The sequence below is a fragment of the Pauljensenia sp. C0170B5 genome (assembly GCF_056590195.1).
On record NZ_JBWPVR010000003.1, the window covers coordinates 123,952 to 150,272 of the forward strand.

The 26,321-nt window shown below is 59.4% G+C and carries 29 protein-coding genes; 3 read left to right on the forward strand and 26 right to left on the reverse strand.

What is annotated here, in order from left to right:
* Positions 1 to 1,071, forward strand: coding sequence for an aldo/keto reductase (locus AC1EJZ_RS05715; RefSeq protein WP_058236731.1), 1,071 nt, complete (start codon positions 1 to 3; stop codon positions 1,069 to 1,071).
* Between the two features lie 39 nt (positions 1,072 to 1,110).
* Here AC1EJZ_RS05715 and AC1EJZ_RS05720 read toward each other — a convergent pair whose 3' ends face one another.
* From AC1EJZ_RS05720 to rpsB, 13 genes are all read right to left on the reverse strand, one after another.
* Positions 1,111 to 2,475 (reverse strand): ABC transporter substrate-binding protein, encoded by a 1,365-nt coding sequence (locus AC1EJZ_RS05720; RefSeq protein WP_480294174.1) that lies wholly within the window; start codon positions 2,473 to 2,475, stop codon positions 1,111 to 1,113.
* Positions 2,476 to 2,504: 29 nt separating this feature from the next.
* The gene (locus AC1EJZ_RS05725; RefSeq protein ID WP_070727240.1) at positions 2,505 to 3,359 is read right to left on the reverse strand and encodes a carbohydrate ABC transporter permease; all 855 of its coding nucleotides are present in this window, start codon (positions 3,357 to 3,359) and stop codon (positions 2,505 to 2,507) included.
* On the reverse strand, positions 3,346 to 4,218 hold the full coding sequence (locus tag AC1EJZ_RS05730; protein WP_480294175.1) for a carbohydrate ABC transporter permease: 873 nt from the start codon (positions 4,216 to 4,218) through the stop codon (positions 3,346 to 3,348). The genes AC1EJZ_RS05725 and AC1EJZ_RS05730 overlap by 14 nt, the downstream gene beginning before the upstream one ends.
* Positions 4,219 to 4,295: 77 nt before the next feature.
* Positions 4,296 to 5,459, reverse strand: coding sequence for a flavodoxin-dependent (E)-4-hydroxy-3-methylbut-2-enyl-diphosphate synthase (gene ispG, locus AC1EJZ_RS05735; RefSeq protein WP_070727237.1), 1,164 nt, complete (start codon positions 5,457 to 5,459; stop codon positions 4,296 to 4,298).
* Positions 5,460 to 5,509: 50 nt separating this feature from the next.
* Positions 5,510 to 6,763: a M50 family metallopeptidase gene (locus tag AC1EJZ_RS05740; protein ID WP_480294176.1), complete on the reverse strand. Its 1,254-nt coding sequence runs from the start codon at positions 6,761 to 6,763 to the stop codon at positions 5,510 to 5,512.
* Positions 6,763 to 7,995, reverse strand: coding sequence for a 1-deoxy-D-xylulose-5-phosphate reductoisomerase (gene dxr / locus AC1EJZ_RS05745; RefSeq protein ID WP_480294177.1), 1,233 nt, complete (start codon positions 7,993 to 7,995; stop codon positions 6,763 to 6,765). Before dxr ends, AC1EJZ_RS05740 begins: the two co-directional genes overlap by 1 nt.
* Positions 7,995 to 8,546, reverse strand: a complete 552-nt coding sequence (locus AC1EJZ_RS05750) for a DivIVA domain-containing protein (RefSeq protein WP_058236726.1) — start codon at positions 8,544 to 8,546, stop codon at positions 7,995 to 7,997. The genes dxr and AC1EJZ_RS05750 overlap by 1 nt, the downstream gene beginning before the upstream one ends.
* Positions 8,539 to 9,771, reverse strand: a complete 1,233-nt coding sequence (gene rlmN, locus AC1EJZ_RS05755) for a dual-specificity RNA methyltransferase RlmN (RefSeq protein ID WP_058236725.1) — start codon at positions 9,769 to 9,771, stop codon at positions 8,539 to 8,541. Before rlmN ends, AC1EJZ_RS05750 begins: the two co-directional genes overlap by 8 nt.
* Positions 9,768 to 10,670 carry a phosphatidate cytidylyltransferase gene (locus tag AC1EJZ_RS05760; protein WP_058236724.1) on the reverse strand — a complete coding sequence of 301 codons (903 nt, stop codon included), beginning with the start codon at positions 10,668 to 10,670 and terminating at the stop codon, positions 9,768 to 9,770. Before AC1EJZ_RS05760 ends, rlmN begins: the two co-directional genes overlap by 4 nt.
* Positions 10,670 to 11,227, reverse strand: a complete 558-nt coding sequence (gene frr / locus AC1EJZ_RS05765; protein WP_058236723.1) for a ribosome recycling factor — start codon at positions 11,225 to 11,227, stop codon at positions 10,670 to 10,672. Before frr ends, AC1EJZ_RS05760 begins: the two co-directional genes overlap by 1 nt.
* A 2-nt stretch (positions 11,228 to 11,229) precedes the next feature.
* Positions 11,230 to 11,964, reverse strand: coding sequence for a UMP kinase (pyrH, locus tag AC1EJZ_RS05770; RefSeq protein ID WP_371935764.1), 735 nt, complete (start codon positions 11,962 to 11,964; stop codon positions 11,230 to 11,232).
* Between the two features lie 60 nt (positions 11,965 to 12,024).
* Positions 12,025 to 12,855, reverse strand: coding sequence for a translation elongation factor Ts (gene tsf, locus AC1EJZ_RS05775; RefSeq protein ID WP_058236722.1), 831 nt, complete (start codon positions 12,853 to 12,855; stop codon positions 12,025 to 12,027).
* A gap of 45 nt (positions 12,856 to 12,900) precedes the next feature.
* Positions 12,901 to 13,818, reverse strand: coding sequence for a 30S ribosomal protein S2 (rpsB, locus tag AC1EJZ_RS05780; protein WP_058236721.1), 918 nt, complete (start codon positions 13,816 to 13,818; stop codon positions 12,901 to 12,903).
* A 372-nt stretch (positions 13,819 to 14,190) separates the two neighbouring features.
* Here rpsB and AC1EJZ_RS05785 point away from each other — a divergent pair, with 372 nt between their 5' ends.
* The gene (locus AC1EJZ_RS05785) at positions 14,191 to 14,697 is read left to right on the forward strand and encodes a M23 family metallopeptidase (RefSeq protein ID WP_074026184.1); all 507 of its coding nucleotides are present in this window, start codon (positions 14,191 to 14,193) and stop codon (positions 14,695 to 14,697) included.
* 9 nt (positions 14,698 to 14,706) lie between these two features.
* Here the strand turns inward: AC1EJZ_RS05785 and AC1EJZ_RS05790 are convergent, their stop codons facing one another.
* The 12 genes from AC1EJZ_RS05790 to rpsP form a co-directional block, all read right to left on the reverse strand.
* The gene (locus AC1EJZ_RS05790; protein WP_480294178.1) at positions 14,707 to 15,639 is read right to left on the reverse strand and encodes a tyrosine recombinase XerC; all 933 of its coding nucleotides are present in this window, start codon (positions 15,637 to 15,639) and stop codon (positions 14,707 to 14,709) included.
* 9 nt (positions 15,640 to 15,648) lie between these two features.
* Positions 15,649 to 16,821, reverse strand: coding sequence for a DNA-processing protein DprA (gene dprA, locus AC1EJZ_RS05795; protein WP_058236719.1), 1,173 nt, complete (start codon positions 16,819 to 16,821; stop codon positions 15,649 to 15,651).
* Complete coding sequence (locus AC1EJZ_RS05800) at positions 16,796 to 18,373, reverse strand: YifB family Mg chelatase-like AAA ATPase (RefSeq protein WP_058236718.1); 1,578 nt, start codon at positions 18,371 to 18,373, stop codon at positions 16,796 to 16,798. Before AC1EJZ_RS05800 ends, dprA begins: the two co-directional genes overlap by 26 nt.
* Positions 18,370 to 18,810 carry a YraN family protein gene (locus tag AC1EJZ_RS05805; protein WP_074026163.1) on the reverse strand — a complete coding sequence of 147 codons (441 nt, stop codon included), beginning with the start codon at positions 18,808 to 18,810 and terminating at the stop codon, positions 18,370 to 18,372. Before AC1EJZ_RS05805 ends, AC1EJZ_RS05800 begins: the two co-directional genes overlap by 4 nt.
* 144 nt (positions 18,811 to 18,954) lie before the next feature.
* Positions 18,955 to 19,257 (reverse strand): DUF2469 domain-containing protein, encoded by a 303-nt coding sequence (locus tag AC1EJZ_RS05810; protein WP_058236717.1) that lies wholly within the window; start codon positions 19,255 to 19,257, stop codon positions 18,955 to 18,957.
* A 7-nt stretch (positions 19,258 to 19,264) separates the two neighbouring features.
* Entirely contained in the window at positions 19,265 to 19,948 is a 684-nt protein-coding gene (locus tag AC1EJZ_RS05815; protein WP_058236716.1) for a ribonuclease HII, read from the reverse strand.
* A complete protein-coding gene (lepB, locus tag AC1EJZ_RS05820) occupies positions 19,948 to 20,676 on the reverse strand; it encodes a signal peptidase I (RefSeq protein ID WP_257525464.1) in 729 nt (242 codons plus the stop codon). Before lepB ends, AC1EJZ_RS05815 begins: the two co-directional genes overlap by 1 nt.
* A 64-nt stretch (positions 20,677 to 20,740) precedes the next feature.
* Positions 20,741 to 21,094: a 50S ribosomal protein L19 gene (rplS, locus tag AC1EJZ_RS05825; protein ID WP_058236715.1), complete on the reverse strand. Its 354-nt coding sequence runs from the start codon at positions 21,092 to 21,094 to the stop codon at positions 20,741 to 20,743.
* 171 nt (positions 21,095 to 21,265) lie between these two features.
* On the reverse strand, positions 21,266 to 22,630 hold the full coding sequence (gene trmD / locus AC1EJZ_RS05830; RefSeq protein ID WP_058236714.1) for a tRNA (guanosine(37)-N1)-methyltransferase TrmD: 1,365 nt from the start codon (positions 22,628 to 22,630) through the stop codon (positions 21,266 to 21,268).
* Positions 22,631 to 22,634: 4 nt separating this feature from the next.
* Positions 22,635 to 23,144: a ribosome maturation factor RimM gene (rimM, locus tag AC1EJZ_RS05835; RefSeq protein ID WP_058236713.1), complete on the reverse strand. Its 510-nt coding sequence runs from the start codon at positions 23,142 to 23,144 to the stop codon at positions 22,635 to 22,637.
* 79 nt (positions 23,145 to 23,223) lie between these two features.
* Positions 23,224 to 23,463, reverse strand: coding sequence for an RNA-binding protein (locus tag AC1EJZ_RS05840; protein ID WP_058236712.1), 240 nt, complete (start codon positions 23,461 to 23,463; stop codon positions 23,224 to 23,226).
* Positions 23,463 to 23,990: a 30S ribosomal protein S16 gene (gene rpsP, locus AC1EJZ_RS05845; RefSeq protein WP_058236711.1), complete on the reverse strand. Its 528-nt coding sequence runs from the start codon at positions 23,988 to 23,990 to the stop codon at positions 23,463 to 23,465. Before rpsP ends, AC1EJZ_RS05840 begins: the two co-directional genes overlap by 1 nt.
* Before the next feature lie 262 nt (positions 23,991 to 24,252).
* On the opposite strand from rpsP, the gene AC1EJZ_RS05850 reads away from it, so the two are divergent.
* Entirely contained in the window at positions 24,253 to 25,248 is a 996-nt protein-coding gene (locus AC1EJZ_RS05850; protein ID WP_092649102.1) for an inositol monophosphatase family protein, read from the forward strand.
* On the opposite strand, the gene AC1EJZ_RS05855 is transcribed toward AC1EJZ_RS05850, so the two are convergent.
* Positions 25,204 to 26,313: an amidohydrolase family protein gene (locus AC1EJZ_RS05855; RefSeq protein ID WP_058236709.1), complete on the reverse strand. Its 1,110-nt coding sequence runs from the start codon at positions 26,311 to 26,313 to the stop codon at positions 25,204 to 25,206. The two genes, AC1EJZ_RS05850 and AC1EJZ_RS05855, sit on opposite strands and share 45 nt — an antisense overlap.
* Positions 26,314 to 26,321: the final 8 nt, after the last annotated feature.

The following is a 26,321-nucleotide window of genomic DNA, read 5'->3' on the forward strand; positions in this document are numbered from 1 at the left end:
ATGATGAATTTTCTTCCAACCGGTACTCCCTGGCTGCCTTCGACGGACCGTTATTCGACCATGCCGACCGCGCGTTGCGCGGACTCAGGTTTGCAGCTCCCTCGCATTGCACTGGGACTGTGGCACAACTTCGGTGACGACCGCCCGTTCCAGACACAGCGTGACATTATTCGCTTCGCATTCGATCACGGTATTTACCATTTCGACATAGCCAATAACTACGGTCCGCCAGCGGGGAGCACGGAAGAGAACTTCGGGAGGATCTTCGCGAAGGATTTGCGGGCACATCGCCACGAGCTCGTCATTTCAACGAAAGCGGGATGGGAGATGTGGGAAGGTCCCTATGGCCAGGGCGGCTCCCGCAACTACTTGTTGTCATCTCTGGATGAGTCATTGACCCGTATGGGGCTCGATTACGTGGACATCTTCTACCACCATCGTCCTGAAGGTGAAACGCGCCTGGAAGAATCGATGATGGCGCTGCGTGATGCTGTGGCATCGGGCAAAGCACGCTACGTCGGGATTTCGTCCTACAGCGCGCACGCAACCATTCAGGCGCAGTCGATCATGCGTGAACTCGGCGTTCCCCTCGTGATTCATCAGCCGTCGTATTCGATGCTGAACAGATGGGTTGAAGAAGGCGAGCCCTCGCTGCTGGATACTGCCGCTGAACAGAAGATGGGCGTCATCGCGTTTTCTCCTCTGGCGCAGGGAATGCTCACCGACAAGTACCTGGACGGCATTCCTGAGAATTCACGGCTCGGCGTGGGTAAAGTTTCGCGCGAATTCTTCACCGATGAGACGCTCGATCACATTCGCGCCCTCAACGATATAGCTCATGAGCGTGGACAGGATCTGGCTCAAATGGCTATCGCGTGGGTGCTGCGAGATCAGGGAGCGCGCACCGTGACCACCGCATTGGTCGGAGCTTCCAGCGTGGAGCAATTGTCGAATTCTCTCGGAGCACTCGATGCCACTGACTTCAGCGACGAGGAACTGCAGGCCATCGACGTGCATGCGGTGGATTCAGGCATCAACCAATGGTGGGGCGCAACTGAAACGCGGCCGTAAGGCACCGACTGCCTCACGGCCGCGCAAGCGGTAGACGTCTTATTCGCCGTTCATGGCGGCGTTCGCCTTCTCGTCCGCTGTCTTCATACCCTCAGCGACGGGAACGCGTCCCTGAAAGACCTCGTTAAGGACTTCGGTGTACGCGGCTGACGCGGCCGTGAAGTTGTCGCCTACAGGCGGATCAATGGTGGGCGCACCATCGGCGACAACGTCGAAGAACGGTTGAATGTCGATCCCCTTGTCCTTCCAGAAATCGAAGTAGACCTGCTGCGCCGCTGTGACCGCAGGCAGATTCGTGCCGTTCTTTCCGATATATTCGTTGCCTTCCTGGGAACCGAGCCACTCCAGAACCTCGGCAACAGCCTCGGGGTTCTCACTCTTCGCGTTGCCCGCAACGACGATGCCGTTGGTGACAGAGACACGGCCTGCGGGACCCTCCGGCAGAAGCGCTGTCCCCCACTCAAAATCGGCACTTTCCGCAATGGTGGCCAAGTTGTACAGGCCGGACTGGAAGATCGCCATGTTGCCCTGGAGGAACTGGTTACGAGTGAATTCTCCGTCCATGTTCGTATCGGCTGCCGAGGGAGCCACGTGTTCCTTGGTAATCAGGTCGACAACGTACTGCATGGCCTGTGTGGTCCTGGCGTCAGAGAAGGTGAATTGGTCACCGTTCTGGAACGTGCCGCCGTTGGAGCCAATAAAGGGCAGCATGATTGCCTGGAGATCCTGAGCCGCGTTGTAGCCGTACTGGCTGATCGAATCTGCGTTGAAGTCAGCTGAGTCAGCAGTGTTGCCGCTGTTATCCTTCGTGAGCTTCTTGAGCAAGTCGATCAGCGTGTCGTCGCCGCCCTGCGGTGACCATTTCGCATTGGCGAGGTCGTCCGGTGTCACGCCAGCTTCATCGAGGAGAGTCTTGTTGTAGTACAGCGCAATTCCAGCATCCGACAGCTGCGGCACGCCCCACAGTGTGTCATCGAGGGTGAAGGCCTTGACAACATTGGCATCCCACTGGTCGCGCGCTTCGGCGCCCAATGCCTCGTCGATATTGACCATGTTGCCGCTCTTGGCGTAGGACGTGTAGGACGAGTTGTTAATCCAGAACAGGTCATCCATCGAGCCGGCAGCGATATCCGTGCGCAACTTGGTGAAGTAGTCGCTCCACGGGACGACGGATATCTCCACAGCTATGTCAGGATTCTGGTCGTGAAATGCAGCGAGTGATTCTTCGTAGGCGCCGGCGGCCCCCTCGTCCCACAGCCTCAAGGTCACAGTGGTGGCAGCTCCTGAATTCGAAGCGGTCCCCCCGCTTTCGCCGCTTTGACCGGATCCTCCTGAGCTGCAGGCAGCCAGAGCCAATGCCATGCCCAGAACTCCTGCAAGAAGCGGCTTTCGCAGATGTGTCATCGCTTCATCCTTTCGTGTTGTGGTGGGGTCTACTTAAAGCTCGTGATCGCAATGGAATCGACAATACGACGATTGAAGAGCGCAAATATGAGGATCAACGGTGCCATTGCAATCGTGGTGGCAGCCATGACCAGCGTCCAGTTATTGGTGTATTGGGACTGCAGGCTCGAGGTCGCCACGGTGATCACTGCCCAGTCCTGGCCGGTTGTCACAATCAACGGCCACATGAAGTTGTTCCAGTGCGTCACTACCGTGATCAACGCAAGAGTTGCGATAATCGGGCGGGACATAGGCACGACAATCCGAGTCAATACTCGGATAGTTCCAGCACCATCGAGGCGCGCTGCGTCGATCAGGTCCTGAGGAATGGAGCGGAAATACTCACGAAGCAGGAAGATCGCATACGGGGAGCCGAAGACATACGGCAGCACCAATGCCCAGAACGTATTGCGCAGCCCACTTTGCGCCATCATCAGATACAGCGGAACGATCGTGACGACCTGCGGCACCATGAGCGTAGCCAGATACACCCAGAAGACGGCGTCACGACCAGGAAAACTGATACGCGCGAAAGCATAGGCGGCCATGATGGAAAAAAGAAGTTGGCCCACAAGGACAACTATCACGACGGCGAACGTCACGCCGAAGGCGCGGCTGAAGTCGACCTTCGTTCCACCTGCAAACAGGTTCGTGAAGTTGTCCAGAGTCGGCGGTGCGGGAGGTTCAAGAGGCGACGAGGTAGCGAACTGCCTTGGTGTCTTCAACGACGTCATGACAGACAACGCGAACGGTGCCAGAACCAGAAGCGCACCGATGACCAAGATTGCGTAGACAAGGGTGTTCGTCCACACCGCGGCAACGCCACGCTTCCTAGGAGTACTCATAGGTCATCCTCCGGGAAAAGTAGCGATTCTGAATCAGCGTGATTGCCACCAGGATGACGAAGAGAACCAACGCCGTCACCGACGCTCTGCCCAGATCAAAATTCGTGAACGCCAGGTTGTAGATCCGGTAGGACAGTACCTCTGTCCGCTTGGCCGGGCCGCCCTCGGTCAGCGCGAAAATCTGGTCGAACATTTGGAAGACGGAAATGGTGGACGTAACCAGTACGAAGAACATCGTCGGGCGGATGAGGGGCACCTTGATTGACCAGAAGATGCGCGTGTCGGATGCTCCATCGACGCGCGCTGCCTCAATGATGTCTTCTGGGATCGCTGCCAGACCGGCCATAAAAAACAGGGCGACGTAGCCGACCTGGGACCAGATGGATACGAATGCGACTGCTGGCAGGGCTAACGTCGGATCGGTCAGCCATTCGACCCGGGTGCCGATCAGTGCGTTCAGGGCACCGCCGGTGGGGGCAAAAATCCACTTCCACACGATGCCCAGAGCCAGTGGCGCACACACCCACGGGATGACGTAGATAACGCGGAACACTCCCGAGCCTGGTAGTCCTTTCACCATGAGAGCAGCCATCAGCAGGCCGAGGAGTGTCTGAATGGGAATTACTAACAGCACCAGGAGTGCAGTGACGATCAGGGAGTTCACCAGGTCAGGTCCGGTAAGGACAGATACCCAGTTGTCGAATCCGACGAATTGGCGCGGTGCGATCAAATCCCAGCGCTGAAAGCTCAGCCAGATCACAATGCCGATGGGTGCCAGAAGGAAAACGAGCACACCGATCAAACTGGGCACCAAGAGCGCATAACCTGTCACGGTTCGACCCAGGCGATTACTACCCACGAGCCGCTCCCTTCCGCACTTCCAGGCTATCTTTCAACGGTACACAATATCCCCGCTCGACGCGCACCTCACGGTGATCACCGTGCTCCGGCAGGGATGACCTCGACGTGACCGTCGCCTTCTTCAAGGCCCATTTCTTCGGCGAGCAGGTTTGCGCGGCGAATCAGTGTTTCAACAATCTGATCTTCCGGCACTGTTTCGACCACTTCACCCTTGATGAAGATCTTGCCTTTCCCGTTGCCGGATGCCACACCCAAGTCGGCTTCGCGTGCTTCACCTGGTCCGTTCACGACGCATCCCATGACGGCGACGCGCAGGGGAACCGTCAAATCCTTCAGCCCCTCAGTCACACTGTTGGCCAGGGAATACACATCGACCTGCGCGCGGCCGCATGACGGGCATGACACGATTTCCAGTGTGCGCTCGCGCAGCCCCATTGACTGCAGAATCTGAATGCCAACCTTGACTTCCTCGACGGGCGGTGCCGACAAGGACACGCGGATCGTGTCACCGATGCCCTCACGCAACAGGGCGCCAAAGGCGGTAGCCGACTTGATGGTGCCCTGGAAGGCCGGTCCAGCTTCCGTGACACCCAAGTGGAGCGGCCAGTCCCCTCGTTCGGACAAGAGCTCATAGGCACGGATCATCGTGACAGGATCGTGGTGCTTGACAGAAATCTTGAAGTCGTGGAAGTCGTATTGTTCAAACAGCGAGGCTTCCCAGACAGCTGATTCAGCCAAAGCTTCAGCGGTTGGGCCGCCGAACTTTTCATACATACGTTTGTCCAGCGAGCCGGCGTTGACACCGATGCGGATCGAGGTCCCGTGTTCTGTAGCAGCCTGAGTGATGGCCTCGATCTGATCGTCGAACCGACGAATATTGCCTGGATTGACACGTACTGCCCCACATCCCGCCTCGATCGCCGCGAACACGTACTTGGGCTGGAAATGGATGTCCGCAATAACAGGGATGGTGGATTGCTGCGCGATTACTTTGAGTGCAGCAGCGTCCTTATCAGTCGGACATGCCACACGCACAATGTCGCACCCAGCTGCAGTCAGCTCCGCGATCTGCTGAAGTGTCGCCCCGATGTCATGCGTCTTCGTGGTGGTCATGGACTGAACAGAAATCGGCGCGCCGCCCCCCACAGGGACTGACCCTACGTGGATGCGACGAGTCTTCTTCCGAGGAAATCCCACATCCGCAGTGGAGGGCATTCCCAATGCAATTGGCTGGCTCATGGGCTCATTATCTCCCGAAGCATGGCAGTTGGCAGCGATTAACGACGATCTCACAGGGGCAACGTGACAGGGACAACAATGTCGGCAATCACCAGCACAATCGTCATAACCACCAGAATCAGCATCACAGCGTAGGTCACCGGCAACATACGCGCCGTATCAACCGGTCCGGGATCTGGACGATTGCGAAGGCGCGCCCACATGCGACGGGTCCCCTCGAACAGGGCGCCTGCGATGTGGCCGCCGTCCAGCGGTAGCAGCGGAATCAGATTGAACACGAACAACGCCATATTCAGTGAAGCAAGCAGCATCAGCAGCGTTCCGGCAGCACCGGCAAAATCCGTTCCACCTGATTGTGCGTCGTGCGCTGCGCTGGAGGAGACTTCAGCCGCGACGCGACCCACCCCCACAACAGACATGACAGAGTCCTCGCCACGGTCCTTGCCCGTGAAAAGCGACTCCACGACATTCCACACTGCCACAGGGAGCTTGACCACAATTGCCGCTGTGCCGATACCCATCTGTGCCCACACACTGCCCACGGTTGAAACCTGAGCTGAGCGTCGCTCCACCCCGGCAACAATTCCGGTGATATACGAGCCATCAGACACCTGGTGGGCCGTCACGGTCATCGTCTGCTCCACGCCGTCGCGTTCAATTGTCACGGCGGTGGGTTCAGATCCTGTGTGCGCGATCGCGTCGACCAGATCATCCCACTGGTGAACCGACGTGTCACCCCAGGAACGCACCGTGTCGCCTGCGCGGATGCCGGCCTGATAGGCAGGGCCGGGGAATTCTTCCCCGTCGCGCATCGTGATGGTCTGTGGCGCGTCCGCCAGTGCCAGGGATGCGGTCGGAATGCCAATTCCGATCAGTCCCACTGCCGTCAGAACAGCACTGATCAGCAGGTTCATAACCGGTCCGCCCATCATGACGGTGATCTTCTGCGGCACGGACAGCTGATAAAACGGAATGCCGGTTGCACCCTCGTCAATCATTTCCTCGGCGGACTGGCGACGTGCCTGTTCGGCCAAAGTAAGCTTCGAGCCGCGGTGCGTGCGTGTGCCGGAACGCGCGGGAGCCAGCATGCCCAGGATGCGCACGTAGCCTCCCAGCAGAATCCACCGAATCACGTAGCGCGTACCGTGCCAGGTGCGTTGAGCGATTACCGGCCCGAAACCAACGGAATACTCACTGACGGCAGCTCCAAAGCGTTTGGCTGGCACCATGTGACCGATCTCGTGCAAGGCAACCGAGAGCAGAAGCCCAATGATGACGACGATAATGCCAACGGCTCCCGCCACTAGTGGTCCCCTCGTTCAGATCCCAGACCCGCTACGGCACGGGCACGGTCAGCAGCCCACCGTTCGGCCTCATGGATATCATCCAGTGTTGGATCGCTGACGCCCTCGTGTGCGTCAAGGACAGCCCCTACAGTGTCCACAATGTCGAGCCACCGCACCTGGCCGTGCAAGAATGCATCGACCATGACTTCATTGGCGGCGTTTAATACGGCCGGGTGCGTCGGTGAAGCGGCCACGGCCTGGCGAGCCAGGTCAAGGGCGGGGAACTTATCAGAATCAACGGGTTCAAAGGTCCACGACTGCGATGCTGACCACGTCAGCGGCTGGGCGATGTCGCCTAGCCTTTCCGGGTACGACAGTGCCCAGCCGATCGGCAGGCGCATATCAGGCGGACTGGCCTGAGCAATGGTGGCGCCATCACGCCACGTCACCATCGAGTGCACGATCGACTGTGGGTGAACGACGGGAATAATGCTTTCAGGCGCTATATCGAAAAGCAGATGCGCCTCAATCAGCTCCAGCCCCTTGTTCATCAAGGTTGATGAGTTAATCGTCACCACCGGCCCCATTGCCCACGTCGGGTGAGCCAGAGCCTGCTGCGCGGTGACGTGTGCCAGTTCAGCGCGGGTGCGCCCGCGGAATGGGCCTCCTGAGGCGGTGAGCACCAGTTCGGCAACTTCGCTTCGGCCGGTCACTCGCGGCGCCGTCAGACCCTTCTCATGGATCCCCGAGCTGAGGGCCTGTGCGATCGCGCAATGCTCCGAGTCGACGGGAATGATCTGCCCGGGGCGCTGCATTGCTTTCCGGACGAGGGAGCCACCGACAACGAGGGACTCTTTGTTAGCCAGTGCCAACGTGGATCCGGCGGTCAGCGCGGCCAGTGTGGATTCCAGGCCGGCTTGGCCTGTGATCCCGTTGAGGACTGTGGCCTTGGGGTAAGCTCCGGCAAGCTGTGCGACGGCGTCGGCGCCCTCGGCAATGTCTGGACGCGCAGTACCCATCTCGTCCAAGGCAGCGGCAAGCTGGTGTGCTACGGGCTGGGCGAGGGCGACGCGTTCGGGGCGAAAATACCTGATTTGACGGGCGAACAGGTCAATGTTGCTGCCACCTGCTGCCAGCGCGCGCACCCGGAACGCCTCTTCGTGGCGTTCGATGACATCAAGGGCCTGCGTGCCGATCGACCCGGTGGACCCGAGGATTACGACATCGCGCACAAAAGGATCGGTGTGCATCAGTTGACAGCGAGGAGGATCTCAACGGCGCGCCCCAGGTAGGCATCCACAGGCCCTTCAGAATAGGCCTTCGTGCCTTTTGCATCACGGAACGTTGCCAGGCGTACGTCCTCGACAGTGACTTCACCGCGGTCATCGAAATAGTCAGCCAAGCGGTCCAGAAGATCGTCCACTTCCTGTGCGTTGTAGCCTCGGCCGGATGCAGGATGGGAGAAGCGCTCCCCTCGTGGGCGAAGCATGCGGGGGTACAGAGTCGTTGCACGGTCTGCCACGCGTTCATACCAAGCGGATTCGCCGTTGACGGCAATATGGTCGGCACGGTCACGCTGAATGAACGCATCTTCCAGACGGCTCATCGCAGCATCCACTGCTTCACACGCGTATCCGCCGCGTTTGAGCAGGAAGGTCGCCTGGCGGACTTGCTCGGCGCTGAATTGTTCTGCAGGAACACCGCCCTCGTAAGCACTGCGCGCTTCGGTGAAGAATTCGTCAACGAGCTTCGGGTCGTAACCGCGCTTGAAGACACTCACTTTCGGAAAAGAGTCACTCATTCTCACTCCTGCGTTCGATGTGAACCGGGACGGGCCGCTTCTTACGAGATGAGCTTACCTTCTCGACGGCGGTTGCGAGTTGACCACACGCCCCATCAATGTCGGATCCACGTGTATCACGTATCGTGGTCGAAATCCCTGCACGACGTAACGTGTCAACAAATTCATTTTGGGCGGATTGTGTCGATGCCGTCCAGATGGACCCGGGCGTGGGGTTAAGCGGAATGGGATTGACATGGGCCCACGTGCGCCCTCGTTTATTGAGCTCATCAGCGAGGAGCTGCGCGCGCCACGGCTGATCGTTCATATCGCGAATCAACGCGTATTCGATTGACACGCGCCTGCCGGTCGCCATGAAATACCGCCTCGCAGCATCCAGGAGTTCACCGACCTTCCAGCGTGAATTAATCGGAATGAGGTCATCGCGCAGGTCATCGTCGGGTGCATGCAGGGACACTGCCAGTGTCACCGGGATTCCCAAGCCTGACAGCTTGTCGATCGCAGGAACCAGGCCGACAGTTGAGACGGTGATGTTACGGGCGGACATGCCGAATCCCTTAGGCACATCGCGCACGAGTCGGTGCAGCGTGCCCACCAGGTGACGCCAGTTGGCAAGCGGCTCCCCCATCCCCATGAAAACGACGTTAGTCAGGTGTGTCGGCCCATCACCAATGTCGCCTCGGGCACATGCCAAGCGGGCGACGCGCACCTGTTCGACCATCTCACCGGTGGATAGGTTGCGTGTCAGCCCCATCTGCCCGGTCGCGCAGAACGGGCACGCCATCCCGCAGCCGGCCTGAGAAGACAGGCACAGCGTCGTGCGGTGAGGGTAGCGCATGAGAACCGATTCGACGCGGGCGCCGTCGAAAAGCTCCCACAGAGTCTTAATCGTCTGGCCCTTGTCAGCGTGCTGCGCTGTGACTTCCGTCAGGAGCTTCGGGAAGAGTTCCTCCCCCAGCTTCGGACGCAGTGATGCAGGAAGATCCGTCATCTGCGCAGTGTCACCGAGCATGTGCTCAAAATAGTGGCGCGACAGCTGATCGGCTCTGAACGCAGGAATACCAACCGCTGCCACAGCTTCCTTACGTTCAGCAAGGTCCAGGTCAACGAGGTGACGCGGCGCCTTGCCGCGACGGCGCGCGGTGAAAGACAGGACCGGCTTGGCATCAGGATGCGTCGCGCCTTCCGGTGCCTGATCGGTGGGGCGTACTTCTCGGGTGCTCATAGCAGTGTCCCCGGCAATGCATAGCTGACAATGAACGTGAAGACCGGGGCGCACATCAGCACTGAATCGAGGCGATCCATCATTCCGCCGTGGCCTGGCAGGATACCCGACATATCCTTCAGTCCCACGTCGCGTTTGAGCATGGATTCGGTCAGATCACCCACGGTGGCAGCCACAGCAATGAGCGGACCCACAACCAGACCCCACCACCAGCGTCCGCCGAGAGGCACAATGAAACACGCTGCCACAGCCATACACATGGCGACCGAACCAATAAAACCTTCCCACGACTTCTTGGGAGAGATGCGCGGAGCCATCGGGTGACGGCCGACGAGAACACCGCAGGCCCAGCCGCCCAGATCGTTCGAGCAGGTCACCGCCAGGTACATCACCAGAACCCAGCGCCAAGACTGACCCGAGATCATTGTGGCAACGAATGAGGCAAAGAACGGTACGTATACGGCGATAAAAGCCGTGTAGACGAGGTCTCGTCCGTGCGGGCGGTCACCGTCGGGGTCGAGCAGACGCCATGCGCTGGCGATGGCAACAGTCAGAGCCAGAATTCCGGCGCTTACTCCAATCCCGCCCTGGCGGGCGCAGACGATCATCGCAACAGCACCGACATACAGGGGTGCAGTCGGGACGATAATGCCGTCACGGCGCACAGCAGCGGCCAGTTCCCAGATGGCGACCAAGGACATCACGCATACGACTGCGGTGACGGCCCACCGGCCAATAGCGACAGCTACGCCGACAATCGTGATGAGGACGATTGCCGTCGCGATCGCAGCTGGAAGGTTACGTCCGGCGCGTCCGGACACTGACAGAGGTTTGTGATCCTGGGTGGGCCCTGGACGAAAAACCTGTGTGATGATGGTGCGTGTCGAGGCGTGTGCCATCAGATCGTCAGCAGTTCGCTTTCCTTCGATTCGAGAAGCTCGTCGATCTGGCTGACGTGTTCGCGGGTCGTGTTTTCCAAAGACTTTTCCGCGCGTTCGATCTCGTCTTCCCCAGCGTCTCCGTCTTTCTTCATCTTGTTGAGCTGATCCATGGCCTTGCGTCGCACAGCGCGCACGGACACGCGAGCTTCTTCAGCCTTGGTCTTAGCCTGCTTGACATAGTCGCGGCGACGCTCCTCGGTGAGCGATGGCAGCACCACACGGATGACGTTGCCGTCGTCCGAGGGGTTGACACCCAGGTCAGATTCGCGGATAGCGCGCATGATCTCTGCGGTCGAATTGCGATCATAAGGAGAGATCAGGACGGTGCGCGCCTCGGGAATCTGAAACGAGGCCAGCTGTTGCATCGGTGTGGGTGCGCCGTAATAGTCCACCATGATCTGCTGGAACATGCCGACGTTGGCGCGTCCAGTGCGAATATTGCCGAAGTCTTCCTTCGCCACTTCGATGGCGCTGTCCATTTTGTCTTCTGCTTCGAGCAGAACATCATCAATCACGTTTACTCCTCGTCATCTGAAGGTGTTGCAGTCACTAGCGTACCGATTGATTCGCCCATCAGTGCCTTAGTGATGTTTCCTGGTTCGGACATTCCAAACACGCGCATGGTCAGTCCGTTGTCACGACTCAGAGCAAATGCGGCAGCATCTACAACTTTCAAGCCGCGAGCCAGTGCATCCGAGTATGTCAGAAAATCGAAGCGACGGGCATTCGGATTGGAACGCGGGTCGTCATCGTAAACACCGTCGACCCCATTCTTCGCGACGAGCAGTTCGTCGCAGTGGGTTTCCAGTGCGCGCTGAGCGGAGACAGTGTCGGTCGAAAAGTACGGCATTCCGGCACCAGCACCGAAGACGACCACGCGGCCCTTTTCCATGTGACGAATGGCGCGCAGCGGAATATAGGGCTCAGCGACCTGTTGCATGGAGATGGCGGTCTGCACACGACTGGCGACGCCAGCCTGTTCGATGAAGTCTTGCAATGCCAGGGCATTCATGACAGTACCGAGCATCCCCATATAGTCGGCGCGTGCACGGTCCAGTCCAGAGCGTGACAATTCGGCACCTCGGAAGAAGTTGCCCCCGCCCACCACAATGGCGACCTGGATGCCCTGGTGAACTGCCTGCGCGACCTGTTCGGCAATCTGTCTGACGACGGTAGGGTCGAGACCTACTTTGCCACCGCCGAATGCTTCTCCTGACAGTTTCAGTAATACTCGGCGCTGAGACATCGCCATGCACTCTCCTTATTGTGATGATGGCCCCGTCCGTGTGGGCGGGGCCATCATGGCTACTGTTTAGGCTCCGACGTGGAGACGAACGAAGTCGGTCAGAGTTGCGCCGGCTTCCTTGAGAACCTGTCCAACGGTCTTGGAGGGGTCACGAGCGTACTCCTGGTCAACCAGGCAGTTGTCCTTGAAGTATGCGTTCAGGCGGCCTTCAACGATCTTGGGAACGATGTTCTCAGGCTTGCCTTCCTGCAGCGTGATCTTCTCGAGAGTCGAGCGCTCCTGTGCCAGTACATCGGCCGGAACGTGGTCGCGGTCAAGGTACGTCGGCTGGTAGGCAGCGATGTGCATAGCAACGTCGTGTGCAATCTCGCGGCCAGCTTCGTCAGTGGAGACGAGAACGCCGACCTGCGCAGGTAGGTCAGGGCTGGTCTGGTGCAGGTACAGGGTGACCAGTTCGCCTTCGAGACGGACGATACGGCGAATCTCAAGCTTTTCGCCGATCACGGCGCCCATCGTGTTGAGCGCATCCTGCACGGTTCCTTCCTCATGGGAAGCAGCCAAAAGATCCTCGAGGGTGGCTGCGCCGGAGTTGACTGCCGATTCGAGAACCGAATGGGCGAAGTCAATGAACTTCTGGTTCTTGGCAACGAAGTCGGTCTCAGAGTTGACCTCAACCAGGATGCCGGCCTTGTCATCGACAACGGTGCCGACAAGCAGTCCAGCCGAGGCAACACGGTCTTCGCGCTTGGACAGGGACTTGAGGCCCTTGAGTCGGATGATTTCAAGAGCTTTGGCCTGGTCGCCGTCAGCTTCGGTCAGTGCCTTCTTGACGTCCATCATGCCTGCGCCGGTCTGTTCACGCAGAGCCTTGACGTCAGCAGCGGTGAAATTCGCCATTGCTGTCAGTCCTTTCGCAAAAAGTGTAGTGGTCTGCTGAAGCTCTCACTGAGCGTCAGCTGAGGTTTCTTTCTCGGATGCTTCTTCTGACGCGGGTGCGGCTTTTTCGGCCTTTTCTTCAGCCTTGTCGTCGGCCTTTTCTTCAGCCTTGTCCTTGGTTGCTTCTTCAGCAGGCTTGTTGCCCTCAAGCAGCTCGCGTTCCCATTCTGCCAGCGGTTCGGACTGTTCGCCCTCGGTGCTGTCGTCAGCTTCAGCATCCTTCTGGCGGCGCGAGTTGCGTGCGAGGAGGCCTTCGGCTGCTGCATCAGCAATTACGCGGGTCAGCAGGGACACGGCGCGGATCGCATCATCGTTACCGGGGATGCGGTAGTCGACCTCGTCAGGATCAGCGTTGGTGTCGAGGATGGCAACGATCGGGATGTTGAGCTTCTGAGCCTCTGCCACTGCCAGGTGCTCCTTCGTGGGATCAACGATCCACAGCGCTGACGGCAGGGAGGACATGTCGCGGATACCACCAAGGGTACGGGCAAGCTTGTCCTTTTCGCGGCTCATCATGAGCAGCTCGCGCTTGGTGTGTCCGGAGGATGCGACATCCTCGAAATCGATCTGCTCGAGTTCCTTCAGACGCTGCAGGCGCTTGGAAACGGTGGAGAAGTTGGTCAGCATACCGCCGAGCCAACGGTGGTTGACATACGGCATGCCAACACGTGAGGCCTGCTCTGCAATAGCTTCCTGGCCCTGCTTCTTCGTGCCGACGAACAAAATGTTGCCTCCATGAGCAACGGTTTCCTTCACGAAGTCGTATGCAATGTCGATGTCAGCGATTGTCTGCTGAAGGTCAATGATGTAGATGCCGTTGCGTTCCGTGAGGATGAAGCGCTTCATCTTCGGGTTCCAGCGACGGGTCTGATGGCCAAAGTGAACGCCAGATTCCAACAGCTGGCGCATGGTGACGACTGCCATGATCGTCCTTTCTGCGCAATGCGCAGGTCGGGGCACGCAGATGCGTACCGGTTCTCGGTTGTTATCGGCATTATGCCGACCCTGGTGCCATGACCGGATGCCGCCCCGTAGGGACCGTGGCATCCGCGCCCCACCCTCGTCAATTTTCGTGTGAAAACTCGAGTGCGGAAATGACACGCGAAGTCGCCCGCTGATGCGGACGCTCCCCACATTGTAGTCCACGTGGTGGGCATCTCCACCTTCCGGAACTGTGAAGCCCGTCCCTAAACGTCCGTTTCAAAACGTGTCCACAGGTAGATGCGTCGCGTCAACGTGTCCACAGGAGCGCGGCAAGCGATTGCGTGCAAAGCACAGGTAGGTGACAGTGTCGGCATGAGAGTAAGAGGTCAAAGCGCGGGTCGGGTGCTATGCATGCTCGCAGGGGCGCTATCCGTATCGGTCGCCGCATGGGCGGGTGCAGCGCAGCCACTGAGCGATGCGCGCGAGCCGTGGTTATGGCCCAGTGGAGATCCTGTGCCGGTCGCACGCGCTTTCGACGACCTAAAGCACAATTGGCTGCCGGGACATCGAGGGGTCGATCTGGATGTGCTGGTCGGCTCACCGGTTTACGCGCCAGCGGACGGCACAGTTGTGGTGGCAGGCGTCATTGTCGATCGGCCGGTGGTCTCTGTGTCGCACGGATCGGTGCGTTCAACGTTCGAGCCGGTTGAAGCCACGGTAACGCCCGGCGATGAGGTTCGCAAGGGTGATGTGATCGGCCATGTTGCCAGTGGCCACTCCCCCGGCGCTTTGCATTGGGGCGTGAAGTCTGGCCCCCGGACCTACCATGACCCGCTCAGATTCCTCGTTGGACCGATTGTCTTGAAGCCGTGGGAGTGACGCTAGGGGTCACGCACGCGGATGTGCCTGACGGTAGATCGCCGACAGACGCGCAGCATCGACATGCGTGTAGCGCTGCGTGGTCTGCAATGATGAGTGCCCCAGGATTTCCTGAACAACGCGCAGGTCGGCGCCGCCTTCAAGAAGATGCGTGGCGGCGCTGTGGCGCAACGCGTGCGGCGCGACGTCCCGCACACCTGCCCTGGCTGCCAGTCGATGCAGGCGAGCTCGAACAACACGCGGGTCGATACGTTTGCCGTGCTCACCCAAAAATGCGGCGTTCGTTGTCACGCGCGCATCGACGAGGGCGACGCGACCACGGTCCAACCACATATGCAGTGCCTGAGCTGCCGGATCGCCCAGGGGAACAACGCGTTCCTTGTTGCCCTTGCCGAGTACTCTCAGGCATTGCCGGTCGAATGCGAAGGACCCCAGATCCAAACCGCATAGCTCGGAGACGCGTATGCCGGTCGAATAGAGGGTTTCCACCATTGCCCAGTCACGGATATGGACCGGATCGCCGTCGCGCGCTTCCTGACGTGCATAGTCCATGAGTGCGCGCGCCGCCTGAATGTCGAGGACATGTGGTAGGCGCTGGTCACGCGAAGGTGCGGTGACGAGAAGGGCGGGGTCTGCGCTCAGATGCCCGTGATGGTGCGCCCAGCTGGTGAATCCGCGGATGGAGGCGATGCGTCGAGCCAGGGTCGCCCGACTCATCCCATCATTGGCCATGTGGGCGAGCCACTGACGAATCGAGCTGGTGGTCACTGCCTGGTCCAGTGTGATGCCGTTTGCGATGCGCTGGTCCAGAAAATCTGCAAACTCATTCAGGTCAGTTCGATAGGCGCGCGCAGTGTTGGCTGACAGGCCACGCGAGTGCGCGAGCTCATCAATCCACACGTCGATGAGCTCCCGTACCGGTTGTGTCCTAGCATCACTCACGCGCCTATTTTACGCGGTGCGCTTCCACCGACCGTGTGTGTGCGCTGCGAGCCCTGCAAGCTCGAGAGCGCCCAATGCGCTCATCACATCCTCTATGCTCATCCCTGCCGTGACGGTTATGGCATCCACGCTGGAAGCGGCGCGCCTGGGCAGCGCTTCCCACACTCTGCGCTGGTGGCAAGGCAGGGCGTCGATGCCGTGGTCGGGTGATTGAGGCTGGTCGAAGAGCGGTTCTGTGTTTCCGATGTTCAGGTCAAGGGTGCTGACCATCTCAATAACATCTGCGCTGTCGCGGATCAGCGTGCCGCCCTCACGAATCAACCGATGGCAGCCTCGTGACATTGCTGATGTAACAGGGCCTGGAATAGCTCCGACGTGCCGTCCCAGCTCCATGGCGCGCCGCGCTGTTGCCAGCGCTCCGGATCGTTGATCGGCTTCAACGACGATGGTCGCTTGTGCCAACGCCGCGATAACGCGGTTACGCGTGAGAAAACGCCAGCGTGCAGGGCGCCACCGTGGCGGTACCTCACTCATCAGCGCACCCGCCTCATGGCTGACTATCTCGTCAAAAAGTTGACGGTGTGCTACGGGATACGGCCGTTCGAGTCCGCCAGCCATCACGGCAATAGTGGGGCCCGGAGGCGAGGCGAGTGCTCCCCTATGTGCTGCGATGTCAATGCCGAACGCGCCTCCGGACACCACGCACATACCTTTGGACGCCAGCTCGTATCCCATGTCGGCAGCAGTCTTCTCACCAACCCGGGTGCAGGCTCGTGATCCGACAATGGCGACGGTAGGGCGATCGAGCAGGTGGCCTCGCACCCATAGGCACACCGGCCGCTCGTGTTCCAAGTCGTTCAAAGCCTCAGGCCATTTGCTATCGCTCGGAATCAGCAGCTGACCACCGACGCGTTCAATCCATTCAAGGTCCCCGGCCGGGTCGGCGACCACGGCTCGTGGATGCCAGCGCTTCCAGACAGTCTCCCAATCCCGAGGAATTCCCTGCGCAGTTCGCTCAAGTGCAAGTGGCAAGCTGCCCGGCGTGTCTGCACACACCCAGGCGATCGCCTCATCATCGCCCAGAGCGAGGCGAAGCGCATGGGCGTACACGTCACCCGGTTCGATCACACTGGACCACCAGGCAGCAATATGATGCTCATCGGGCAGTAGGGGGATCGTCATAATCTTCTCCTGTTCGAAGTGAATACGCCATCGTGAAGTCATTCATGGTGGGATGGTTGTGACCTGCCAGATCAGCGATCGTCCATGCCACTCGCAGGACTTTGTCCGCGCCGCGCATTGACAGTGAGCCGCAATCCACTGCGCGCGACATTGCGCATGCGATTGCCTCGTCGGGCATGAAATCCCGCCGCAGGACGGAGCCAGGAACTTCTCGGTTGAGTCTCCAGGGTGTCCCCTCGAAGCGGCGGCGTTGTCGCTGGCGGGCCTCCTCCACACGCTCGCGAACGCATGCCGAAGTCTCCCCCGTATCCATCGCGAAGTCTCCCGCGGTAGGTCTGGACACATTCAATTGAATGTCGACACGATCAAGAAGCGGTCCAGACAGGCGCGACAAGTAGCGGCGCTGCTGCATGGAGGTACATGTGCATCGAGCATGCTTGGAGTTCCGGTTACCACAGGGGCACGGGTTGGTCGCCAAGACGAGCTGAAAAGATGCCGGGAACGTGACGGTTGCGCGCGAGCGGTGAATCGTCATCACACCGTTTTCCAACGGTTCACGTAAGGCATCCATCACTGAGGGGGCAAACTCAGCAGCTTCATCAAGAAACAGCACTCCCCCATGTGCAAGGGAGATGGCGCCTGGTCGCCCCACTGATTGTCCCCCACCCACGAGGGCCGGCATCGATGCCGAGTGGTGTGGAGCTTCGATCGGAGGCTGAGTGATCAGTCCGTGCTCTGCGCTCCACGCCTGCGCCAGACAGTGCAGCGCGGTCGTCGTGAGTGATGTGTCAGTATCCAAAGGTGGCAGGATGGTCGGCAACGCGCGCGCAAGCATGGTCTTTCCGGCTCCTGGCTCCCCTATCAACATGATGTGGTGTCCCCCTGCTGCGGCGATCTCAAGGCCTGTCCGGGCATAAGACTGGCCTCGTACATCGCTCAAATCAAGTAAGGACGGACACTGCGCGCTGGAACTGTAGTGATCGCACTCGCCCTCGGAAGGATGGGAGAAGCCTACGCTTCCGCTGCGCTGGGCAATGCCGCCAACAGATTCGACTAAATCCGCCAGATGCTCGTAGCCGTGGACGGATACACCCGGCACCAGCGCCGCCTGAGCGACACTTGCTGCTGGGACCACGATATCGGTGGTGCCGCCTCGTGCAGCACCTATGACAGCTGCGAGAAGGCCAGGCGGAGGCCGCAGCGACCCATCCAGACCCAGTTCGCCCAAGAAAAGCGTGTCCACCACAGCGTCGGGCGGGATCTGTCCACTGGCCAGCAGAACAGACAGTGCGATCGCCAAATCAAACCCTGATCCTGACTTGGGTAGGCCGGCCGGTGACAGGTTGACGGTGACGCGCTGGTTGGGAAGGCCCAGCCCGCAGGCACTGAGTGCGGAGCGCACACGGTCCTTGGATTCACGCAAAGACGCGTCCGGTAAACCGACCAGAGTAAATGAGACCACACCGTTCGCGACAGATGTCTCCACATTGACTATGTGACCATCCATGCCGATCAACGCAATCGTGCGGATCGAGGCCGTCTGCCCACTCATAGCTGAATGCCCTGACACCAGGTGATATCCGCATTGCGACGCAGCCATTGAGCGCCGTGGCCGCTCTCAAGTGCGCGACTCAAGCATGCTGCCCGGCTGGGGCTGACCTCGATTGAGACCACATCAAATCTGATCGGCGCTTCCGGCCGGTTGGCCGCGCACCATGCGGCCGCTGCCTGCGCGATGCGCGTGAACTTAACGTGTGTCACGGCTTCGAGGCCACTGCCGAACCTGTCACCAATACGCGTTTTCACTTCAATAAAGGTGGTCATCCTCGTGCCGCTACGCGCAATGAGGTCAATCTCGCCGCGAGTCCCGTTTCTCCAGTTACGTGCGAGGACCTCGTATCCACACTCCTGTACGACGCGGGAAGCGCAGTCTTCTCCGGCGCGGCCCAGTGTGCCTCGCCAGTCGATGCGTTCGTCGGTTGCTGTCATAGTGCAACCATGCCAACGAGGTCGAGTCAGTGGCTATCGCGGCTTCAGTATCTGTGGATGCGATGCCTGTACACACGGCATCTGTGGAAGGATCTCTTCCGGGAAAAATCCTGTGGATAGAGCTATTTGAACAGGTCGTAGGACCTACGGAATGTCAAGCTCAGGCTTCGACAGCTCTTCGACGTTGACATCCTTATACGTAATGACCCGCACTGACTTCACGAAGCGAGAAGAGCGGTAAATGTCCCACACCCATGCATCAGTCAACGTGAGCTCGAAGAAAACGTCGCCGCCCATCGGTCGGGCCTGCACATCAACCTTGTTGCACAGATAGAAGCGTCGCTCGGTTTCCACCACGTACGAAAACAGTCCGATCACGTCGCGGTACTCACGAAACAGGTCAAGTTCGAGGCTATTCTCGTAGCCTTCCAGATCATCTGCGCTCACGGTATCATCATGCCCTGTTCGTCAAATTCGTGCTGGGCTCCACGCCGGGAAGTTTCCACGAACGCCGATGCTGGTCACACGCACCCATGCGGCTCAGGGCGTCAATATGGGTGCGCGACGCGTACCCTTTGTTGTGAATCCAGTCGTATCCTGGATCCTCCAACGAGCACATCAATCTGTCTCGCTCCACCTTCGCCAGAACGGACGCAGCGGCAATGACTGCACATTCTGCATCTCCATGCACGCGCGTCATGATGGAAACGTCAGTGCCGACGGGAGAAACACCGAGAAGATCTGCAGCGAGCCAGTTATGAACACCATCAAGTAACGTCACCCCGATAGTGGCTCCATCCCCTCTCACCGCTTCAATCGCCCGCGATGCTGCCAATCTTAAAGCGCCGATGATGCCACCCTCGTCAATTTCTGCGGGGCTGGCCATGCCGACTGCCGAGGCGGCGACCCACTGGTGAATAGGGTCAACGAGCTCTTCTCGAGCGCGCGCAGAGAGCATCTTTGAGTCTGCAAGTCCAACAGGAGCAGGTCCCGATTTTTCAGTCACGAGGGCGACTCCCACGGCAACGGGACCAGCAATTGCGCCGCGTCCCACTTCGTCCACACCTAAAACGGTGGGATACGACTGCAGCAATTCGCACTCGACGTCACGTGTGGCAAAGCGGCGAAGCTGACGCATCACGAATCTTTGACGGCTGAGAAAACATCACGATCGCCTAGCCAGCTCCAGTGACCGAGGGGCCACAGCACCATCGTTGCGCGGCCGACGATCTCGTCAGTGTCAATGAATGCGTTCTCGAGCGGGTTCATATGGAAACGTGAGTCAGCGGAATTCGGGCGATTGTCCCCCATCACCCACACTGATCCTTCGGGGACGGTGACGTCGAATTCCATACGCGATGCTGGTTCGCCTGCAGGAATGTACGGTTCGGTGATCTCCTGGCCATTGACGGTGAGTGCGCCGTTCGCGGTACAGCATTGGACACGGTCTCCGCCTACTCCGATGACGCGCTTGACCAGCGTCTGTTCGCCGTTGGCTGGGAGGATGCCGATAAATTCTCCCACCGAACGCAGGATTCTCCCTGCACCTTCTGATTCTGCGCGAGGAAGCCATCCTTTTGCATCGTTGAACACGATCACGTCACCGCGCTCGATATCGCCTCGGAAGGCCGAAATTCGTGAGACGACGATGCGGTCATTTTCGACGAGCGTGGAACGCATCGAGGGCGAGGGAATCCAGAACATCTGGAAAATAAAAGCGCGAATGACGGTGGACAGGACGAGTGCACCCACCACGATGATGACGCACTCTTTCAACCATGAGAAACCGCTTGACTTCTTCTGCAAAGAGTCATCCTGGTCGGAGTCGTGGTAGCGCTTCCTGTGCTGGATCGGTTGGTAGTTCACGCGTTGACTTCCTCTGAAACTGAGGCCCGGTACCGTGGAGGTACCGGGCGCTCGTGAGTCTCGTTCACTCAGTGAACTCGCGGTGCTCGCGCACACGCGCCGCCTTGCCATGACGATCACGCAGGTAGTACAGCTTCGCGCGGCGCACATTACCGCGGGAAGTGACCTCAATGTGGTCAATGGTAGGCGTGTGGATCGGGAAGGTACGCTCAACGCCGACACCGAATGAGATCTTTCGGACGGTGAACGTCTCGGACACGCCGTGACCACGGCGTGCAATAACGATCCCCTGGAAGACCTGAATACGGCTACGGTTACCTTCAACGACTCGTACGTGAACCTTCACCGAGTCTCCAGCACGGAAAACCGGAATGTTATCGCGCAATGACGGTGCATCAACAGCATCCAGTTTCTGCATTTTTACTCCTCAACGTTTCTGCCGCAGGTCAGTCCCGTTTATACGGCGGATCTTGGTCCGCAATTCTTGAGCAGATCGTGCTTTCTGGCGCTCCCCCCGCGGCAGGCTACGCCCAGCTGATCTGACGTTCTAGTGTGCCACAAGAATCGGGTGCTTCCCAAGTCCTGTGAGCTATTCGTGGCGTGATCGCGGCGTGATGTTACGCACGAATACGTCATCGATATTGGCTTTCTCCCCCACCATGAACGTGCGCCTGCCGGCAACTGAGAAACCATGACGCTTGTAGAACGTCTGCGCGCGTTTATTGGCGATCGAGGTTCCCAGGGCAATCTGTGAGTTGCGCCCCTGAGCTTCCACATCTGCGACCGCACGCTCGATCATCGCTCCGGCCACACCTGACCCCTGCCAGAATTCTCTCACGTAGCATTTGGACAGATATGCCGCCCCTAGCTCAAGCTTCCCAGGCCGCACCATCTGGGTAGGCATTCCGTCGGGCCCGGACAGAATAGTCAGGGTGTAGCCGATCAGCTCCGATGAAGCACCGCGCAACTGCGCGACCAGGATCCGGTAGACGGACGGGGACGCGAGCATGCGTTCAAATTCGCTGGGAGACAGGCTTTCCCCAATGAAGGCTGCAATATCGTCCTGACTGACGTAGTCCGGACATGCCAGTGGGAACGTGTTGGCTGCAAGCTCAGAAAGAGCCTCTGCTTCCCCTTCACGCGCCAGCCGTATCATGACATCGCGTCGCCTGGGGGTGATGATCGTGCCGGCACCGGCCAGCACTTCCTTGTCGCGGGTTGACAGGCATTGTGCATCGAGCCGATCAATGAGGTCGGGCCGACGGTGAGCAGTTCTGACCAGTGATCGATCACGGCGCCACCGGTCAATCTCGGCGTGGTTGCCGCTGGTGAGCACGTCGGGCACGTCAATGCCGCGCCACGATCTGGGCCTGGTATACACAGGATATTCGATCAGACCATCGGGCCCATAGGATTCTTCGTCAAGAGATTCAGGATTGCCGAGGACACCCTCGAGCAGTCGTGACACGGATTCGATCAGGACGAGTGCTGCGGCCTCGCCGCCATTGAGGATGTAGTCGCCGATGGAGTATTCGAGGACTTCCACTTCCTGCTCGCGGTAGAAGTCGGCAACGCGTTGATCGATACCTTCATATCGTCCGCAGGCAAGGATGATCTGGTCGACTTCGGCAAGTTTTTCCACACGGCGCTGATCCAGCGGCGTGCCGGACGGGGTCGGAATCGCGAGGACTCTTCGGGCGGAGTCAGAGTGGGAATCAGCCAGGTCGACACTCAGAACCTGGTCGATGCCGCGGCCCCACACGTCGGGCCGCATCACCATTCCTGCTCCCCCGCCGTACGGCGCGTCATCGACAGTGCGATGACGATCCGTTGTCCATTGACGCAGATCATGGGTGTGAATGTCGAGTAGACCCGCGTCCTGGGCCTTGCCCAGAAGGGACAGGTCCAGGACGTCAAAGTAGTGCGGGAAGATGGTGAGCAGATCAATTCGCACGCCGCTATTCTCCGTCCATGTCGTAGTTATCGTCGAACAGACCCGGGATCGGATCAATCGTCATGGTTCCCTCGTCGACGTTGACTTCCGGTACCAGGGCGCTGACAAATGGCACCAGTACTTCCCGGCCATCGGCATCGACAATGATGAGATCTTGCGCAGCTCCGGGCTGCATACCGGTGACTGTTCCCAGGTGTTCGCCCAGCAAAGTGACGGCTTCCAGTCCGGTGAGCTGGTGGGGATACCACGCGTCATCCTCATCGAGGGCATCCACCATTAATTCCGTGCCGCGCAGGTCCTCAGCCTGTTCGCGGGTGGAAATTTCTTCGAAGCCCGCCAGGACGCGGTCTTTGTGTGCACGCAAAGATCGCATCGTCAAAGTGCTGTATTCGCTGTGAGAGGTGTGCACAGTGGTGCCGGGAGCCAGCGCCTGGGGCCGGTCCGTCGTGACTGTCACGTACACTTCGCCCTTCAGGCCGTGGGCCGTCCCCACCACTGCCGCTCTGAGCTGCATCTTTGCTCCTCACGGTATTGTGGGGTCCGGCTCATGTTGAGCGGACCCCACACCTATGCCATATACAGCCTTGGCGCTGTTACTCCTGGTCAGTATCAATCACGTCAACCCTGACGGAGCCGCGAGTCGACAGGCCGTTCATCACGGCGCGCAGTGCGCGTGCGGTGCGACCCGACCGGCCGATCACGCGACCCAGATCATCCGGGTTAACCCGAACTTCCAGCAGCTGCCCGCGCCGGATCGACCGCCGCGTGACACGCACATCGTCAGGATTGTCGACAATTCCGCTGACAAGGTGTTCCAAGGCATCGGCCAGCATTACTCAGCGTCCTTTTCCTCAGCTGGAGCCTCGGCTGCCTCGGCAGCCGGTTCTTCTGCGGATTCTTCGGCTGGGGCGTCGGTTTTAGCTTCGGCTGCCTCGGCTGCTTCAGCCGAGGCCTGAGCCTTGGCTTCAGCCTCGGCCTTTTCCTTTTCAGCTGCAACCTTGGCCTTACGCTTTTCAGCATCTTCCTCAGCGGCCTTAATGGCCTTTTCGGCTTCTGCTGACTGATCGGTCTCAGCGACCTTGACGCGCGAGACGGCGTCCTTCTTGCCGTTGAACTTGGCAATGTCACCGGTCAGCACGAGCAGGTTACGCACCGTGTTCGAGGGCTGCGCACCCACTGAAAGCCAGTACTGCGCGCGCTCGGAGTCGATCTTAATGATAGAGGGGTCGCGGGTCGGATCATAGATGCCGACCTCTTCAATGACCTGACCATCGCGCTTCTTACGCTGGTCAACGACAACGACGCGGTAGAAGGGCGCATGGATCCTACCAATGCGCTTCAAACGAATACGAACTGCCACTTGTGTGGTCACTCCTGTTTCTAACTCGGGTTGGATCGCACATGGTATCGGTGGGAAACACGATGTCACGATAGATCCTGGACACAGTCTCGAGTGGTGAGAGGGACCAACCCTCGACCGGGTACAGCACTCCATTGTGCCACGCATCGGTCTCAATTCCCAGATCTTGTTCCTCTCATCCTCTGTTTCCTGGCGTGTGATCGATCACGACGAGGGCTCACGAGAAGTGGAAATTCAGTGGGTGAAACACCACAATAGCCTTATGAGCACACATGGTGACGTCACGAATGATGATGAGCGCATTGCTCACGACCTGGCGATCCTGGCGGGGGCTGCAGCGCGCGCCGTGGCCAGCTATCTGCGGCGCGCTGTCAGCCACGTTGAATCCGTTGACTTCAAAGCTGACCACCACGATCCGGTCACTGTACATGACAAGCGCGTGGAATCTGCGCTGCATGTTCTCCTGGGCTATTTTGTTCCGGGCTCACGCGTACTGGGTGAGGAAACTGGTGAACGCACCCTGCCCCGAAAATTCGACGGGCCGACCGAGGAGTTCACCGAGGACTTCGAATTTCCCACATCCCCCCTGGTTCAGGGTGCCAGGCGCCGCTGTATGTCGCTGGCTGAGCGCGTCAGGTGGATCGTCGACCCCATCGACGGGACGGCGAATTTCGCAGCCGGAATGCCTTATTTCAACACGTCAATCGCTGCTGAGCTGGACGGCGCAGTCGTTGCTGGAGCAATCAATGCTCCGATCATGGATCACCTGTTCCTCGCTGATCTCACTCATGCGTGGCTGCGCACTGACGGGGAAGACATCGACATTCACGCCCAGGGTCCCACGAGCGAGCGAGACGCGGTCGTGCTGTCATATCACCCGTCACTGCATTCATTCATTAACGATCCTGCCGGTTCAGCTGAAGAATACACTCGCCTAGCGTCAACATATCAGGCTGTTCGTCGGCCAGGTGCCGCAGCCCTCGACCTGGCGATGGTCGCGTCTGGAAGGGCTGGTGCAATGCTGGCCGGGACGATGAAGCCGTGGGATGTGGCAGCCGGTATCCACATGGTCAAGGTGGCAGGCGGGAACGTCGTGAATGCCCCGATGGGCACTGATCTTCCCGACGGAGTGCGTCCAGGCGTGGCAGCGTGGGTCGGCTCGATGGAGGCCCCCGTCCTCCAGGAGCTTCTTCACCAGGCTGACAGCCGGCGCTCAGGCGACGCGCGTCCCGCCCAAGATGACGGCGACCGGTCGTGACAGTTCGGTAATGTCTGCACGAGGATCAGCCTCGTAGACCACGCAGTCAGCTGGCGCGCCATCGTACAGACTGGGATAGCCGAGGGCGTCGCGAGCCTGCCAGGTCGCGATGTCGAGAATCTTGGCTGGCGGCATGCCTGCCGTGTGCCATCGGGCAAGTTCTGCTGGAAGGGATCCGTGATCCTGGTAGCCGCCGGCATCTGTTCCGGGAAGCAGGTGGACTCCTGAATCGAAGAGGCGCTCATAATGGTCGTGTCGTCCCTCGTAAAGCGTGCGCATGGTCTGCGCGTAGCGCGCGAACTTGCCGTCGGCAGCCTGCGCGAAGGATTCGAAGAGTTCGATTTGGCAGAGCGTGGGTGTGATGACAACACCTTGCCGTCTGGCCTCACTGAGCTGATCATCGTCCATACCGGAACCGTGTTCGATTCCGTCGACGCCGGCTGCCAGCAGATCATCGATTGCTGCGTGAGAAAACGTGTGAGCGGTCAGGCGCGCGCCAGATTCGTGCGCGGCGGCAACTGCGTCACGCAGGACCTCACCTGGCCACAGGGGGCGCAGATCCGATTCTGATCCTTCACTGCGGTCGATCCAGTCCCCCACGATTTTGACCCATCCATCCGAGCGGGCCGCTTCCTGTGCGACCGCTTCAGGCAGTTGCGAGGGCGTGGCCAGTTCGCGCGAAATGCCACGAATGTAGCGTTTAGGGCGTGACAGGTGTGTGCCGCAGCGGATCAAGTGCGGCAATGTGGGATCGTGTTGAATATGCGACGTATCGACAGGACTGCCGCAGTCACGCATGAGCAAAACTCCGCTGTCACGGTCTGCTTGAGCCTGCCGAATCTGTGTTTCCTGATCGACAGGACCGTGAGGACCCAGGCCAATGTGACAATGCACGTCAACGAGGCCGGGAATGATCCACCCGATCAGTTCCTCTTCATCCGCGGCCGGAGGCTGCGCGGCCGTGGAGATTCTGCCGTCACAAATCGACCAGGAGCCTTGCGTCCATGCGGCGGGCTGCGACCCGTCTGAGGAGGGACGCCACAGAGCTGTTCCTGTCAGGCGCATGATATCCG

Bases quoted from the DNA above. Each gene is read 5' to 3' on its own strand.
- AC1EJZ_RS05840 (WP_058236712.1), bottom strand. From the start codon at position 23,463: ATGCTGGCCGATGCCTTGGAACACCTTGTCAGCGGAATTGTCGACAAT.
- dxr (WP_480294177.1), bottom strand. From the start codon at position 7,995: ATGCACACCGATCCTTTTGTGCGCGATGTCGTAATCCTCGGGTCCACC.
- pyrH (WP_371935764.1), bottom strand. From the start codon at position 11,964: ATGGCGATGTCTCAGCGCCGAGTATTACTGAAACTGTCAGGAGAAGCA.
- AC1EJZ_RS05720 (WP_480294174.1), bottom strand. From the start codon at position 2,475: ATGACACATCTGCGAAAGCCGCTTCTTGCAGGAGTTCTGGGCATGGCA.
- AC1EJZ_RS05800 (WP_058236718.1), bottom strand. From the start codon at position 18,373: ATGAGTGGGCAGACGGCCTCGATCCGCACGATTGCGTTGATCGGCATG.
- AC1EJZ_RS05855 (WP_058236709.1), bottom strand. From the start codon at position 26,313: ATGCGCCTGACAGGAACAGCTCTGTGGCGTCCCTCCTCAGACGGGTCG.
- AC1EJZ_RS05715 (WP_058236731.1), top strand. From the start codon at position 1: ATGATGAATTTTCTTCCAACCGGTACTCCCTGGCTGCCTTCGACGGAC.
- rpsB (WP_058236721.1), bottom strand. From the start codon at position 13,818: ATGGCAGTCGTCACCATGCGCCAGCTGTTGGAATCTGGCGTTCACTTT.
- rplS (WP_058236715.1), bottom strand. From the start codon at position 21,094: ATGCAGAAACTGGATGCTGTTGATGCACCGTCATTGCGCGATAACATT.
- rlmN (WP_058236725.1), bottom strand. From the start codon at position 9,771: ATGAGCACCCGAGAAGTACGCCCCACCGATCAGGCACCGGAAGGCGCG.
- AC1EJZ_RS05785 (WP_074026184.1), top strand. From the start codon at position 14,191: ATGAGAGTAAGAGGTCAAAGCGCGGGTCGGGTGCTATGCATGCTCGCA.
- AC1EJZ_RS05750 (WP_058236726.1), bottom strand. From the start codon at position 8,546: ATGAGTGACTCTTTTCCGAAAGTGAGTGTCTTCAAGCGCGGTTACGAC.
- AC1EJZ_RS05805 (WP_074026163.1), bottom strand. From the start codon at position 18,810: ATGACAGCAACCGACGAACGCATCGACTGGCGAGGCACACTGGGCCGC.
- tsf (WP_058236722.1), bottom strand. From the start codon at position 12,855: ATGGCGAATTTCACCGCTGCTGACGTCAAGGCTCTGCGTGAACAGACC.
- dprA (WP_058236719.1), bottom strand. From the start codon at position 16,821: ATGACGATCCCCCTACTGCCCGATGAGCATCATATTGCTGCCTGGTGG.
- AC1EJZ_RS05725 (WP_070727240.1), bottom strand. From the start codon at position 3,359: ATGAGTACTCCTAGGAAGCGTGGCGTTGCCGCGGTGTGGACGAACACC.
- ispG (WP_070727237.1), bottom strand. From the start codon at position 5,459: ATGAGCCAGCCAATTGCATTGGGAATGCCCTCCACTGCGGATGTGGGA.
- AC1EJZ_RS05760 (WP_058236724.1), bottom strand. From the start codon at position 10,670: ATGGCACACGCCTCGACACGCACCATCATCACACAGGTTTTTCGTCCA.
- AC1EJZ_RS05850 (WP_092649102.1), top strand. From the start codon at position 24,253: ATGAGCACACATGGTGACGTCACGAATGATGATGAGCGCATTGCTCAC.
- AC1EJZ_RS05815 (WP_058236716.1), bottom strand. From the start codon at position 19,948: ATGCGTCAGCTTCGCCGCTTTGCCACACGTGACGTCGAGTGCGAATTG.
- rimM (WP_058236713.1), bottom strand. From the start codon at position 23,144: ATGCAGCTCAGAGCGGCAGTGGTGGGGACGGCCCACGGCCTGAAGGGC.